The following is a 12,957-nucleotide window of genomic DNA, read 5'->3' on the forward strand; positions in this document are numbered from 1 at the left end:
CCCTGCAACTGGGGCGGGACAGCATTGAAAGGTTTCAACCCCGCAGTGAACCTGCGGGGTTTTTTTCTAATCATGGAGAAAGAAATGACCCTCATCAAAATTGATGAAAAAGAATACGATTTGGACAAATTGTCGGAAGAGGCAAAGAACCAGTTGACCAGCATCCAGTATGTGGACGCTGAATTACAAAGGTTGAGTGCCCAGGTTGCTGTATTACAGACGGCACGGATCGCCTATAGCAGGGCTCTGAACGAGGCTTTGGAGTAAACGGTAACGGAACGGCGTTGTATTCAGGGAGGATTGACCCCGGCATACTCTGATCATCGAGGGCGGATGATCCGGAGTGGGGTTACGAATGGCTGTGCTGGGTGAAACGATACAGATCGGAGCGCAGGGGGTTGTCTGCGAAGTGCGCTTTCCAGCAGCGTGGGGTCAATTGCCCGATGTCCCTGGCCGGATGCTGTCCCACCCGTTGCAACACATCCACCAGGTAGTCATAGGGATTGATGTCGTGCAGCCGACAGGTGGTGATCAGGGACTGGGCCACTCCGGTCAGTTCGGCACCCACTTCGGTCCAACAGAAATTCCAATTCTTTTTTCCCATGGGGATCACCCGCAGAGCCCTTTCCAAATGGTTGGTGTCCGGGGGAACTTCGGGGTCATTCAGAAATACCCGCAGCCCTGCCTCCCGTTCCCGGGCGTAGCCCATGGCCTCCGTCAGGGGACTGCTGGGCAGGAAGTCCTGCTTGCGAAACTGCTCCTCGATCCAGGCAAAGAAGGACTCCACCACGGGCTTGCTGTGCTTCAAACGGTGGGACTGCTTCTCCTTCCCCGTGAGCTGTGCGGCGCGGATGTCTTCCTCCACGCGATAGATCTGGCCGATCAGATTCAGCGCAATTTCAGCACGCTCTGGTTCCACGCCGCGGGCATCATGAAACTTGCGTCTGCTGTGAACCCAGCATTGGGCATGGGTCAATCCCAACTGGGTTGCATATTTGGCATAAGCTCCATAGCCATCCGTCAACAGGACTGCATCTGCTGGGGCATGCTCACTCTGGAGGGCCTGGGCCACCCGCTTATGCTGGCGATCCGGGTAGAACAGGAAACAGATTTCATCCTGCTCCCCATAGACGGGCCAGAAATATCCCGTCTTCATCTGCCCCTGATCGGTGCGTCCGGCTTTGACTGGAGTTTCATCCATGGTGATGACCCGAGAGGTGCGAATGGATTCCAGTTGAGCCTGGTGAATGGGGCGCAGCAGTTCCAGGGCAGCGTGAGTGAGTTGGGTCAGCCAGGGGCGGCTGACGGTGACCCCGTTACTGCCCAGACGCTGATGCTGGCGATACAGGGGCAGGTGGTACAGGAATTTATCCACGACCATGCCCGCCAGGAAACTCACATCGGCACGGCTGTTATCCAGGACGCCTTGGGGGGCCGGAGCGCAGACCAGAGTTTGGGTTTCCTTGAGTTTGATGACGGGACGCACATACTTGAGGATCACATAACTGGCAGGGCGTTGGGCCAGGCGGTGCGAGACCTTCTCGCTGACGATCTCGTACTGCGCCGGATCCAGCCCCTCTGCCTCTTTGCAGGGCAGGGTGATGGTTTCCACGGGGAGTTTGGATTCGTCGAAGAACAGTCCGTCTTCAACGGGAGGAGTGGACTTGGCGGGTTTGTTCCGGGAATGGGCAGCGACGGTCTGGGTGTCCGGGGCAGGAGGCGGAGTGTCGCCTTCCCCACCCAGGTCACTGAAGGCCAGTTGGAGGCTGTATAGGTCGGGATTGCGGCGTTCCGACTTCTGACCGAAAAGGTGGCGTCTGAACCATTCCAGTTGCCTTTTGAGATGAGCGTTTTCCGCCTGAAGCAGAGAATTGGTGTGGGTCAAAACCGCGACTTTGTCGGTGGGTTTTTGTGCGGTTTCGAGGGCTTCTGACATGGCTGAATCGTACCACGAATCAATCGGTTATATTGATTTTTCGGGCATAATTATGAATTATTTTTGCCCTGATTTCAGGTGGCTGGCAGACGGGAATAGCGCTTGCGAAAGGATTTGGGTTCAACCCCCTCCAGGAGGAGTTTGAGATGGGTCCAATCGGTTTCGGAAGAGCAGATCTGACCCCAGTCAGAGACAAATCTTCCAACTTCCAATCGTTTACTCCAAACACAAAAACCGGAACGATCCCACCACAGCACTTTGATCTGGTTGGCACGCCGATTGATGAAGCAGAATAGGTGTCCGCTCAGGGGGTCCTGCTTCATCTCGTTGCGTGCCAGGGCATAGAGCCCATCATAGGACTTGCGGGCATCCACGGGTTGACCGTAGATGAAGACCCGCCCTGGCTTCGGCAAAGAACATCAGTTCCTGGTGAGGGTCAGTACCACCCCACCACCCAGATCCAACTTGATCTCCAGCGCCCCTGTCTGAAGTTGAGACGTGGGAAATTTCAGTGTCCCCAACTCCATGAACCCTGCGGCTTGCCCCTCATCGGCAGGGACAGAGACCTCATGACGAAACACGCTTTGCCAGCGCATAAAGCGTGATGGGTTTAATCCCTTGTCCCGACAAAAACTCTTGCAATCCTGACCACTGGTCAGAAACTCAGACACGAACCCCCGCCACTCCTGCTTACTGTAGCGCAATCTACCGCTACCCGAATTTGTTTCCATCCCCTTTCTCCCTTGTCAAAACCTGGGAAAAGTATGGGGAATTTCCTTCTGCGAAAATATAACGCCGCTCAGTTACCGCTTACGCTTCGCCTTATCAAACGTCATGAACCCGAGTCGATTGCTGAACTTGCCGAACTGACCGGCCACAAACAAAAAACTCTGACAAAACGACTGGACACCCTCAGCCGTTACGGGTTCGTTGCGCTTTTTCAGGAAAAAGACACCATAACGCCAGTCTCCACCTTGGACTGGATAAAAATCGCGGTGTTATGAACCAACATGGGGTTGACCTGATCATGCGATCGCCATCAACCCCTTCTTCTGAATCACGGTCAGTAAACGCAATGCCGGACCTCCCGGCCTCTTGACCCCACGCTCCCAATCAGAAATCAGGTTCCTGGAGACATTCAGGTAGCGGGCAAACACCGGTTGAGAGATGTTCTCACGCAATCTCAAGGACCTGATCTCCTCTGGACTGAGGACATGCACAGGTGCCAGACACGCATTGTCAAACTCGCGCATCGTTTGTTTGTCGATCGCACCAACTTCCTTCAGCGCCTCCATCGTTTCATGGATGGCGGCAAAGGCATCGCTACGATATTTTCCGGTCATCTTCAAGCACCTCCTCAAACTGTCCCACTTCAATCAACTGCTTCAGTTGTTCTTCTGTCAATGCCAAAACATACTTGGCCATTTTCTTGAACTGTTCCTCTTCATCTTCCCGAATGTTGCCAAGCGCACTCTTGGGAAACCCGTACACGAAAAACGCTTGCTTCCCCTTGCGGAAAAGAACAATGCTACGGTACCCCTTCGATTTACCTTCCCCAGGACGGGCAATCCGCTGTTTAATCACCCCACCGCCTAAGTCAGCATCAATCTGCCCCTTCTCCGCACGGGAAACAGCCTCCAAGAGATCCACGGCAGAGATTTTTTCTTTCCGCATAAAACGACCAAACCATGCGTTCTTAAAAACTTTCAATTTAAACTTCCCTATGAAGCCCAAATTATATCACACATAGCGTTATATAATAGGCCATGCTGAAACTGTAGGCTATCTGGATTGCCACCAGGAGAATCCGAAAATGAGTCTCATGCATAACTCCCTGCATCCCGATGAGATCCTCAAGGAAGATGTCCTCCCTGATCTCGGGTTGACTGTGACAGATGCTGCCGCACAACTCGGGGTAGCCCGTGTCAGCTTGTCGCGCATGATCAATGGTCATGCAGCCATCAGTGCAGACATGGCCATCAGGCTGGCCCAATGGCTAGGTGGGAGTACCGAATCATGGTTGCGGGCTCAACCGCAATACGATCTGTGACATGCCGAGCAGGGCAGTCAAATCAAGGTCAACCCCGTTAAACGGGACAGTCGCCACGGCTCAATAGCCAGACCGTTTCAGCCAGTCCCTACAGAGCCCTCCGTAGTGCGGATTTGTAGGCCAGAATCCCTGAGAAGACTCATTTGGGTACCCTGACATGGTAAGAATCATGTCTCTAAAAACATTCTAAAATCCAGCCCAAATAAAAACTGTTTTTTGTTTTAAAAGGGATTTTTTTCAAAAATGTTCAACCATTTGTATACGTGCATAAAATTGCAACACTTTGATAAAAATAGGTATTGCCGACAGTACAAGTCTGTGCCATTATTCGGCGCATGAAATCCAAATTTTCAATTCGAGCAGCGGCAAGAGCCTGGGGCAAGCAAATCCGCAGTTTTGAGGCTTGGTGCGGGTTCGTTTTTGCTATCGTTTTTGTCTTTTGCGCTGGAGTTGCTGTCTTAGGATTGTCCGCCCTGGTCCTTTCTTCTGACCCACCTGTCGGTATTGCTATAGCGCTGAAATTCGCTCTCATGGCTGGGTTTATCCTGCTCCCCACCTGTGGGTTGTTGACCAGTTTTTTCGAGAAACTTGGCAAAGATTTTGTGGCAGCAATTCCAAAGTTATCTCTGCTCTTTTTATCTTCTTCAGAATTGCTGTACAACACTAAAACCGACAACTTCACCTCCAGAATAATTTCCCTGCCTGCAGAACCACCTCGCCAACTGGCCCGAGTAAATCTGAAAGACATGACAAAAGACAAACTTTTCAGTTCAAACTCGGGCCGATCATTTGGCGCCGTTTAAACCAAGATAACCAGCGTCGTATGGTCGAGCCCATTTCAGTGGGACACCAACATGACGCAAATCAACAAATTCGTTTCAAACAAAGACTGCATTTCAAACCTCATCGAGGCGATCACGGAATCAGGCATAAAGCCGCCTGAATTCGTGATCTTTGATGGAAAATTGCACAGGTTTTCGTCAAGCGGAAAAAAGGGCGACGACGCCGGATGGTATATCCTTTTTGACGGCTCAATACCCGGCGGCTGCTTCGGATGCTGGCGGTCCGGGTTCAAACAAAACTGGCACGCTACTATTGATCGCGTTTTAACTCAAAGCGAAAAAGCTGAATTCAAAGCTTCTCTAAAAGCAGCCCAGGAAATCCGCAAGGCCGAAGAAACCGAGCGCCATGCCAAGGCGGGGGAAAAAGCGGTCACAATCTGGAATTCTGCTTCTCCGGCACCTGAAGATCATCAATACTTGGTCAAGAAGGGAATTTCCGCTTGTGGTGCGCGACTTCTCGAAACCGAGTTGGCTATCCCACTGGAGGATCTAGACGGCAAAATTCAATCATTGCAGTTCATTTCCTCAATTGGTGAAAAACGCTTCCTTTTCGGCGGAAAGGTTTCTGGAAATTTCTTCGTCATTGGAAAACTTGATGGTGCATTGAAAGTCTGCATAGCCGAGGGGTTTGCGACGGGCGCAACCATTCACAACGCAACAGGGTTCCCGGTAGTGATAGCCTTTAACTCGGGGAATCTGCTGCCGGTCACACAAACTCTTCGACAAAAGTTCCCTGATCTGACGATCATTGTCTGCGCGGACGATGACCATAAACAGCATGGAAACCCCGGCCTCACCAAGGCCACCGCAGCGGCCACTGCAGCCAAAGCTCTTCTGGCAATTCCCTCGTTTGGGGAAAACCGTCACGACGAAGACACAGATTTCAATGATATGCAGCGTAGACTTGGTTTAGACAGCGTAAAGTTAACTATCGAAAAATCAATTTCTTGCTCCGTGGTTCCAGAAGTTCCAGCATCCAGCGAAAAAAAGACCTTTTCATTTGAGTTCGGCGGCGGACGGTTCATTGTATCCAACTCCAGGGTGGTTTACATTGGCCCCAGTGACAAGGATGGCGTTGAGCCTGATCCAAAATGGGTCTGTTCTCGGATAACAGTCAACGCGCTCACCCGCGACGAGAAAAGCGGCGAGTGGGGCCGCCTTCTTCAGTGGGAGGACTCTGATCATGTTGGACACAACTGGGCCATGCCAATGGAAATGCTTCAAGGGGATGGAGTGGATGTGCGGCGCGAACTGGCTCGCCTAGGCGTGACTATTGCACCTGGAAAAGCCGCCAGAGACCTGTTGACTTTGCTCCTTCAGACGTACCCAGTCGAGACCCGAGCGCGTTGCGTTGATCGCCTTGGCTGGCACGGCGCTGGAGTGTATGTAACCCCAACCGAAGCGATCGGTCAGTCATCTGAAACGGTAGTTTTCCAGAACGCCCACGCTATTGAACCCGCATTTTCCAGCAATGGGACTGTCGATGACTGGTGCAATTCAGTCGCAACTCTGGCCAGGGGAAATTCCCGACTGTTGTTCGCGCTGTCGGTCGCCTTCGCGGCACCGCTGCTGGGTCTGATCGACGAAGATTCCGGTGGATTTAATCTGAAGGGGGGTTCATCCTCAGGCAAGTCCACGATTCTAAAGGCAACTTCATCCGTGTGGGGTAGTCCGAATAAATACCCAAGGCTATGGCGAGCCACTGCAAACGGCTTGGAAGGCTTGGCGGCGCTCCACAACGATGGCCTTTTGATTTTGGACGAACTGGAACTGTTGGCGTTAGCGGAACGGGAGGATCAGGCGGATCTGCCGGACGGGATCAATCTGCCTGAAGAGATCAAGCGTCGTGAGGACCGGCTCAAGGCCATGGCAGATGCGAAGGCCAAGATTGAAGCACGGGCTGCGGCTCGCTATGCACAGGAGAAAGCCCAGTACGATGACAAGATGAAGGCGCGTGCTGCTCGCGAGCAAGAATCTGGCAGGAAACCAAGGGGCAAACCACCCAAGGCACCGGAATCCGGTCCCAAGAGCACGGACCAGATCAACCTGACCGATGACGAGTCCCGGATCATGCCGGTTTCGGGGGGAGGCTTTGAACAAGCCTATAACGCTCAGGCTGCGGTGGATGCGTCCACAATGCTGGTGGTGGCCACTGGAGTAACCCAGGCTCCCAACGACAAGAAAGAGGTCGAACCCATGCTGGTCACGCTGGAATCACAGAGCGCGGCACTGGGAAACATCACGCAGTTGATTGCTGACACGGGATTCTTCAGCCAGGGAAACATTCATGCCTGCGAGTCTCGACAAATTGAACCCCTAATTGCGGTGGGAAAAGAGGCACACCATCAGGGGTGGCGGGAACGCCACAGTGAGCCTATCGCATTGCCTGAGAATGCCACGCCGATGCAGATCATGGCGCATCGCCTCAAGACGAAGGCCGGGCGTGAATCTTACGCGTTGCGCAAGCAAACGGTTGAACCCGTATTCGGGATCATCAAGTCGGTAATGAGATTCCGGCAGTTCTCTTTACGCGGATTTGAAAAGGTGACCAAGGAATGGTCGCTGGTTTGTCTCGCATGGAATATGAAACGCATGGCCGTATTACGCCAAAATTGCGCCGGTATGGGATAAAACTGGGGGAGGTATGTGAAAAACGGGGGACTACAGACCAAAAATCGAATTGTTATGGGAATAATTTCCATAAATAATCGCGCCGACCCGACTTCTGTGAAGAATTTCACCTAAGCCCGACAGGCTGCTAGCCGCACTGACTTGAGGCTTTGATCATGGCAAAACGATCGGATACCAAGGAAACCGTCCTGCTTGCGTTGGAACTGATGAGGCGTGTTCCCCGCAAACGCAAGATTTCCGCTAAAGAACTATGCGATCAACTGGCGGATACAGAAGTTGCTCGTGACCTACGCACCATCCAGAGACAAATGGAAATGCTCAGTGAGCATTTCGACATCGAGCGTGATGAACGCACCAAGCCCTATGGCTATTGCTGGAAGGAACAATCAGCAGGCATGGCGTTACCCACACTCTCTGAACAGGAATCCCTGTTACTTCTCCTTGCCGAACAGCATTTACAAAGTCTGCTTCCCCCAAATCTGATGAAATCCATGGCGGGATTTTTTACGCAGGCGCATGTCAACCTTGCCCCTTATTCCAAGGTCAAGCAGGAACAAAACCGTGAATGGTTGAAAAAGGTCCGGGTGGTCAGCACTACCCAGCCATTACTTCCACCCACAATAATGCCCGGAATATTCGAAAAGGTCAGCGATGCGCTGTATTCCAACCGGTGGCTGAATGTAGACTATAAAAATGCTGCGGGCAAAAGTACCAAGGCTGAGGTCATGCCGCTGGGTCTTGCCCAACAGGGGACACGCTTGTACCTAGTCTGCCGATTCAAGGATTATGACGACGAGCGCTGTTTGGCCTTGCACCGTATCAATTCGGCAAATATTTCCATTCGTTCCTTCGAGCGTCCCAAGGATTTCGATCTGGAAAAGTTCGACAACGACGGTCGTTTTGGCTACGGCAATGGAAAACTTATCCGGCTTAATTTCCGCATAGAGAAAGAGGCTGGATTTCATTTGCTGGAATCTCGTTTATCAGCGGATCAGACTGTCATCGAACACGAAGACGACTATGAGATCACCGCAACAGTGGTGGACACTGCAATGCTGGATTGGTGGTTGAGGGGATTTGGGAATGGCGTCAAAAACATTCATAAGGACGACCTGGGCATATTTTGCCACAGCAGTGCTGTTTTAAGCGCCGCCAATTGACGGAAATTTTGATTTGGTCAATTCGGGTTGTTTTTTCAAAAATAATTGACTTAAGGCACCTTAAAATCGGTCGAAAAAACGCATGTTATCATTCTGTTATTCAAAATGATGGCGTGAAAAATGGCAAGTCTGGATAAGACCTCGGTACGTAGCCAGGTGGAAAAAGTCAGGAAGGATTTTGAGCAACTTCGCTCTGACGGCAAAGTTTCGCCCGAAGTTCAGGCAATCATGAGCAGCATGCTCATGATTGTCGAACTCATCCTTGCCATTTTTTTGGAGCGCACCACCAAGAAGAATAGCACTAACTCCAGCATTCCTCCCTCGCAAACCGACAAGGACAATTCGTCGCTCACCGATCCGGGCAGCAAGGGCAAAGGTAAGAAGGCCGACGGTGAAACGGTGAAGAATCGGCGCACAATCGAAACACTGACCATCGTACCGGTCGATTACTGTGATAAGTGCGGTGCCGATCTGAGGCAGGTTGGTTGCACCCATGAGCGCCGCACCAAGATCGACATCTTATTCGAGAAAGTCGTCGAACATGTGGAAGTGGAGATCAAGCAGTGCCCCTCCTGCGAACGAGTCATCAAAGGCAAATTCCCGCTGGACATGCCCGGCCCGTTGCAATATGGTCTGGGTGTGCAGGCGTTTATCATCAACCTGCTGGCCTGCCAGATGGTTGCGCTCAAACGCGCGCAAGCTTTGGTTTACTCCATCATTGATGTGGTCATCGCCGAAGCCACTATGTTGCAGTTCATTCTGCGTTTGCATGCCGCATTGGAAAACTGGGAGGTACGGGCAACCGAAAAGTTATTACTGGAAGCGGTCATGCATGTCGATGAAACCTCGTTACGCGTCGACAAGACAAATTACTGGATTCATGTGCATTCGGCGGGTGGCATCACCCTGAAAAAATTGCACCGAAAGCGGGGTGTAAAGGCCATGGAAGGAAATGATATTATCCCGCGATATACGGGCAAACTTATCCATGATTGCTGGGCATCCTATTTCAGTTACTCAAACTGCGGGCATGGCCTGTGCGGTTCGCACCTGTTGAGAGAACTGACTTTCGTGGTGGAGACCAATCGTTATCGATGGGCGCGCCGGATGAAACGCCTGCTGCAGGCCACCTACAAGCGCGTTTCTGATTGCGAGAAGAAATGCCTTGATGATAGGGAATATGCCCGATTGCTAAAATGCTATCGAAAAATTCTGGAACTGGGCACCTTGGAAATGCCTGCTATTCCAGATAAGCCAGCAGGAAAACGCGGTAGAATCGCCAAGTCGGACGCGCATAATTTGCTGGAGCGACTGCAAAAATATGAGGCTTCCGTATTGCTCTTCGCCAGAGACCCACTGGTACCGTTCACCAATAATCGCGGTGAACGCGACTTGAGAATGAGCAAGGTCAAGCAAAAGGTGTCTGGCTGCTTCCGCTCTGAAATCTATGCCCATGCCTATTGCCGCATCACCAGTTACCTGCAAACCATGGCTTACAAAGGGGTCAATCCCATGATTGCCATTCAAATGGCTTTGGCTGGTGAATTAGGGGGCGAGTAGTTACCATGAATCCTGAGCATATCAACCGTGTCGAATTCGCCCGGTATGGTCAGGTCAGTTTTGATTGTTTCTGGTTGAGGATTTGGTTACACTACTGCCCATTAGATGTTTCATGGAATACCAGCCCAGTTGGCGGGGATTGCCAGGAGGCTACCAGTTGGATGTGTAATAAAACCGCGCCGGACGGTTTTCGGTGACAAAAACAAGAGGAGTTTCATTTAATGAAAAGTAGCGTCAAGCAACTCACCCTAGCCGCCATCATGTCTCTGGCCGCCGCTTCCGCCATGGCTGATATGAGCGCCCCTACCGATACCTATGTGGGCGGTGATCTGGGGCGTGCCAACGCCACCGGTATTGGCAATTCCGGCACGGCTTACGGCGCATTCGTTGGCCATGAGTGGAACAAGGAATTTGGCGTCGAACTGGGCTACAACCACTTCCCCAGCGCCAACGGTGTCAGCATCTATTCCATCAGCGTCACGGGATTTGACACCCTGTACTTCGACAACGCCAAGACCATTGGCGCGGTGGGTGTTCTTGGCGGTAACTACTCCAACGCTTCCGGTTACGCTGGTTCCAGCGTGTCGGGGGTTGCTCTGTCGTTCGGTGCTGGCCTGCGGTACAACGTCACAAACAACATCGAGACACGTTTGATGTATGTCCGTAATGATTTGGCCAACAACACCTACTACTCGCAGAACGCTGAGAACTTGATTACTTTGGGCGTCGCCTATCACTTTTAATCAGGCATTGCCTATATTGACAGCCCATGCCTTGCGGTATGGGCTGTCAAGAAAAAAGGAAGAGAAAATGTTCAAAAAAGCCATCGTATTGTCAGCTCTTTCTGCCACAGTCCTGTTGGCGGGGTGTGCGCCTGCAGAGTTTGTGAATCCTGACCCACAAAAGCTGGTTCTTGGGAAATCAACCAAGGAAGATGTTTTCAATGTTTTAGGGAATGATCCAAAGCCAATTGAGGTCGATGCGACTTTGGCACAAAACGGGCAGAAGGTTCATTTCATCGAGTACAAGCACCTCAAGGGCGCAAACTTTTGGGGGTTAATCGTCAAACGACATTCGCATATTTACGTAACTCACAACAACATTCTTGTTGCTGACGGGTATGACAGTTGTTACGACGAAGACTCGACCGAGTTTGATGTTGATAAAGTGCCGCAGATTAAAAATGGGATGACGAAACAACAGGTCATTGCTCTGATGGGCAAGCCTTCTGGTGAAGCCATCTACCCCATGGCTAGAAAGAAAGGCGACAATGCCATGCTGTACCGATATACCCATGCCAGATTTGCTGGGATAGCAACTACCACGGAAGTTGAAGAATTGACGGTATCGCTTGACAGCAACAACCTTGTTGATGATGTGGTGTTCAAGGATGACCGGAATCTCGGGGTTATGTAATTGTCAAATCGTACCTACCCAGGACAAGCTCTTATCTCCGCACTATATATTCGCGGCGGCCTGTCCTCCCTTTGATTTTTCCGTCCTAGGTAGGGCAGTGTTTCAAATCAATCCGAAAATAACGTATTAATATATGGAGTTTAATATGGCCCGTATGACAAATCGCTTGATTATTGCAGGGATAGTATGTGCAATAAGTTTATCCATTTCTGGATGTGGCACTGAAAATAATTTTTTGGCAAATAAAACAAAAACAGTAGAGTATTATCGGATATTTGACATAAAAACTTCAGCGGATGTTAACACTATTTCACATGCTGCAAGTGATGGTCTTGGTCGGAATGTAAATGATGCGAACGAAGTAACACCAATTCCTTCGTTTAGCCAACCACCAAGCGTGCCGGGTCGATTTGCCATTACAGATCCGTTTGCAGGCACACAACTCGGTATGATGATGCAGGGTGCTGGCTCTCTAGGACTAAGAATTGCTACATGCAATGGTGCGGTATGGTCAGCAAAAGCAGTGCGACATATCGCTGGAAATAACAACTTGAATCTGACTGCTTGCTTGTTCCAGTATAAAGATGGATATAACCTCGATCTTTACGCAGTGTTCACTAAAGAAGAAGGTGGGTTAGCTCAAATTGGCAGAGATTTGGCGAGTGATATAGTAGGAACTCCTGAACAATGGACAGAAAAAACCTTCTTGGATATTGTTCGTTCAATAAACCTGAATACAACATCAAAAATTACATTGCTTGAGGCTCAACCGGCAATTTCCGGAACTCCTTGGCTAGATAAATACGACAAATAATTGAAGTCATAACAGTAACAAAACCAGGACAGACTGAAGCGCTGTTTCTCGCGGCAGGCTGTCCTTCCTTTGCTTTTTCCGTCTCTGATGCCTTTGCTTAACTGTCCTGTTGTTCAGTTGATTATCGGACCATGCCGTGGTCGTCTATGGATTTCTGAAGCATTGCGTCGAGCTGTTCCGGCGTTTCTATCCCGTGCTGCTTCAGCATTTTCACCATTTTCGCTTCGGATTTTTCCCGAAGTTGATTGATCTTGTTTTCGATCCTGCGTTTGCGTTCAAACAGTGCGTCGATGCTTGATGTCATGTTGCTACTCCTTGTTCGTAGTATCGTCCAGAGAAATCAGGTCATAGGGAAACCATGAGGCGGTATCCTGTTCCGTGATTGCGAAATAAAGGGCGCGTTTTGCCTCGTCGCCGCAGCCAGAGATAATCGCCGTTGTGGCGAGGAAGAACAGGTCTCTGAGAAGATTTAGGAGTCGTTAAGAAATTACTGTAACAAATAAACAGGGGGTGGTATATTGTCGTCATGGAGATTGAAGACGACGACA

The 12,957-nt window shown here is 50.7% G+C and carries 15 protein-coding genes and 2 pseudogenes; 11 read left to right on the plus strand and 6 right to left on the minus strand.

Annotation, left to right across the window (positions count from 1 at the left end; translation table 11 throughout):
• The first annotated feature begins 84 nt into the window (after positions 1-84).
• Positions 85-267, plus strand: a complete 183-nt coding sequence (locus M6F29_RS07090; protein WP_298158194.1) for a DUF6447 family protein — start codon at positions 85-87, stop codon at positions 265-267.
• A gap of 82 nt (positions 268-349) precedes the next feature.
• On the opposite strand, the gene tnpC (M6F29_RS07095) is transcribed toward M6F29_RS07090, so the two are convergent.
• The 3 genes from tnpC (M6F29_RS07095) to tnpA all read right to left on the minus strand — a co-directional run bounded on the left by tnpC (M6F29_RS07095) (position 350) and on the right by tnpA (position 2,667).
• Entirely contained in the window at positions 350-1,936 is a 1,587-nt protein-coding gene (gene tnpC, locus M6F29_RS07095) for an IS66 family transposase (protein ID WP_524537715.1), read from the minus strand.
• A 74-nt stretch (positions 1,937-2,010) separates the two neighbouring features.
• On the minus strand, positions 2,011-2,349 hold the full coding sequence (tnpB, locus tag M6F29_RS07100; RefSeq protein WP_298158196.1) for an IS66 family insertion sequence element accessory protein TnpB: 339 nt from the start codon (positions 2,347-2,349) through the stop codon (positions 2,011-2,013).
• Positions 2,350-2,355: 6 nt separating this feature from the next.
• Positions 2,356-2,667 carry an IS66 family insertion sequence element accessory protein TnpA gene (gene tnpA, locus M6F29_RS07105; RefSeq protein WP_298158198.1) on the minus strand — a complete coding sequence of 104 codons (312 nt, stop codon included), beginning with the start codon at positions 2,665-2,667 and terminating at the stop codon, positions 2,356-2,358.
• A 33-nt stretch (positions 2,668-2,700) separates the two neighbouring features.
• Here tnpA and M6F29_RS07110 point away from each other — a divergent pair, with 33 nt between their 5' ends.
• Entirely contained in the window at positions 2,701-2,940 is a 240-nt protein-coding gene (locus tag M6F29_RS07110) for an HVO_A0114 family putative DNA-binding protein (RefSeq protein ID WP_298158200.1), read from the plus strand.
• A 21-nt stretch (positions 2,941-2,961) separates the two neighbouring features.
• On the opposite strand, the gene relB is transcribed toward M6F29_RS07110, so the two are convergent.
• Together relB and M6F29_RS07120 are read right to left on the minus strand one after the other, a co-directional pair.
• Positions 2,962-3,279 carry a type II toxin-antitoxin system RelB family anti-toxin transcriptional regulator gene (gene relB / locus M6F29_RS07115; protein WP_297478029.1) on the minus strand — a complete coding sequence of 106 codons (318 nt, stop codon included), beginning with the start codon at positions 3,277-3,279 and terminating at the stop codon, positions 2,962-2,964.
• Positions 3,260-3,646: a type II toxin-antitoxin system RelE/ParE family toxin gene (locus M6F29_RS07120; protein ID WP_298158203.1), complete on the minus strand. Its 387-nt coding sequence runs from the start codon at positions 3,644-3,646 to the stop codon at positions 3,260-3,262. The genes relB and M6F29_RS07120 overlap by 20 nt, the downstream gene beginning before the upstream one ends.
• 103 nt (positions 3,647-3,749) lie before the next feature.
• Between M6F29_RS07120 and M6F29_RS07125 the strand changes: the two genes are divergently transcribed.
• From M6F29_RS07125 to M6F29_RS07165, 9 genes and pseudogenes are all read left to right on the plus strand, one after another.
• The gene (locus tag M6F29_RS07125; protein WP_298158205.1) at positions 3,750-3,986 is read left to right on the plus strand and encodes a HigA family addiction module antitoxin; all 237 of its coding nucleotides are present in this window, start codon (positions 3,750-3,752) and stop codon (positions 3,984-3,986) included.
• Positions 3,987-4,321: 335 nt separating this feature from the next.
• Positions 4,322-4,789, plus strand: coding sequence for a hypothetical protein (locus tag M6F29_RS07130; RefSeq protein WP_298158207.1), 468 nt, complete (start codon positions 4,322-4,324; stop codon positions 4,787-4,789).
• A 51-nt stretch (positions 4,790-4,840) separates the two neighbouring features.
• Positions 4,841-6,586: pseudogene (locus tag M6F29_RS12545) on the plus strand (DUF927 domain-containing protein); the annotation flags it as partial.
• A gap of 9 nt (positions 6,587-6,595) precedes the next feature.
• Positions 6,596-7,459 (plus strand): annotated as a pseudogene (locus M6F29_RS12550) (transposase); the annotation flags it as partial.
• A gap of 155 nt (positions 7,460-7,614) precedes the next feature.
• Entirely contained in the window at positions 7,615-8,619 is a 1,005-nt protein-coding gene (locus tag M6F29_RS07145) for a helix-turn-helix transcriptional regulator (protein WP_298158220.1), read from the plus strand.
• 120 nt (positions 8,620-8,739) lie between these two features.
• On the plus strand, positions 8,740-10,179 hold the full coding sequence (gene tnpC, locus M6F29_RS07150; RefSeq protein ID WP_298158209.1) for an IS66 family transposase: 1,440 nt from the start codon (positions 8,740-8,742) through the stop codon (positions 10,177-10,179).
• A gap of 221 nt (positions 10,180-10,400) precedes the next feature.
• The gene (locus M6F29_RS07155) at positions 10,401-10,922 is read left to right on the plus strand and encodes an outer membrane beta-barrel protein (RefSeq protein ID WP_298158211.1); all 522 of its coding nucleotides are present in this window, start codon (positions 10,401-10,403) and stop codon (positions 10,920-10,922) included.
• Positions 10,923-10,989: 67 nt separating this feature from the next.
• Positions 10,990-11,595, plus strand: a complete 606-nt coding sequence (gene bamE, locus M6F29_RS07160) for an outer membrane protein assembly factor BamE domain-containing protein (RefSeq protein WP_298158213.1) — start codon at positions 10,990-10,992, stop codon at positions 11,593-11,595.
• 145 nt (positions 11,596-11,740) lie between these two features.
• On the plus strand, positions 11,741-12,409 hold the full coding sequence (locus tag M6F29_RS07165; protein ID WP_298158214.1) for a hypothetical protein: 669 nt from the start codon (positions 11,741-11,743) through the stop codon (positions 12,407-12,409).
• Between the two features lie 121 nt (positions 12,410-12,530).
• Here M6F29_RS07165 and M6F29_RS07170 read toward each other — a convergent pair whose 3' ends face one another.
• The gene (locus M6F29_RS07170) at positions 12,531-12,713 is read right to left on the minus strand and encodes a hypothetical protein (protein ID WP_298158216.1); all 183 of its coding nucleotides are present in this window, start codon (positions 12,711-12,713) and stop codon (positions 12,531-12,533) included.
• Positions 12,714-12,957 lie beyond the last annotated feature (244 nt).

The sequence above is a fragment of the Ferrovum sp. genome, from assembly GCF_027317285.1.
In the GTDB taxonomy this organism is placed as follows: Bacteria; Pseudomonadota; Gammaproteobacteria; order Burkholderiales; family Ferrovaceae; genus Ferrovum.

Excerpts from the sequence above, each read along its gene's own strand:
- M6F29_RS07170 (WP_298158216.1), bottom strand. The coding sequence starts at position 12,713 with ATGACATCAAGCATCGACGCACTGTTTGAACGCAAACGCAGGATCGAA.
- relB (WP_297478029.1), bottom strand. The coding sequence starts at position 3,279 with ATGACCGGAAAATATCGTAGCGATGCCTTTGCCGCCATCCATGAAACG.
- M6F29_RS07090 (WP_298158194.1), top strand. The coding sequence starts at position 85 with ATGACCCTCATCAAAATTGATGAAAAAGAATACGATTTGGACAAATTG.
- tnpC (WP_298158209.1), top strand. The coding sequence starts at position 8,740 with ATGGCAAGTCTGGATAAGACCTCGGTACGTAGCCAGGTGGAAAAAGTC.
- M6F29_RS07165 (WP_298158214.1), top strand. The coding sequence starts at position 11,741 with ATGGCCCGTATGACAAATCGCTTGATTATTGCAGGGATAGTATGTGCA.
- M6F29_RS07110 (WP_298158200.1), top strand. The coding sequence starts at position 2,701 with ATGGGGAATTTCCTTCTGCGAAAATATAACGCCGCTCAGTTACCGCTT.
- M6F29_RS07155 (WP_298158211.1), top strand. The coding sequence starts at position 10,401 with ATGAAAAGTAGCGTCAAGCAACTCACCCTAGCCGCCATCATGTCTCTG.
- M6F29_RS07145 (WP_298158220.1), top strand. The coding sequence starts at position 7,615 with ATGGCAAAACGATCGGATACCAAGGAAACCGTCCTGCTTGCGTTGGAA.
- bamE (WP_298158213.1), top strand. The coding sequence starts at position 10,990 with ATGTTCAAAAAAGCCATCGTATTGTCAGCTCTTTCTGCCACAGTCCTG.
- tnpC (WP_524537715.1), bottom strand. The coding sequence starts at position 1,936 with ATGTCAGAAGCCCTCGAAACCGCACAAAAACCCACCGACAAAGTCGCG.
- M6F29_RS07125 (WP_298158205.1), top strand. The coding sequence starts at position 3,750 with ATGAGTCTCATGCATAACTCCCTGCATCCCGATGAGATCCTCAAGGAA.
- tnpA (WP_298158198.1), bottom strand. The coding sequence starts at position 2,667 with ATGGAAACAAATTCGGGTAGCGGTAGATTGCGCTACAGTAAGCAGGAG.
- M6F29_RS07130 (WP_298158207.1), top strand. The coding sequence starts at position 4,322 with ATGAAATCCAAATTTTCAATTCGAGCAGCGGCAAGAGCCTGGGGCAAG.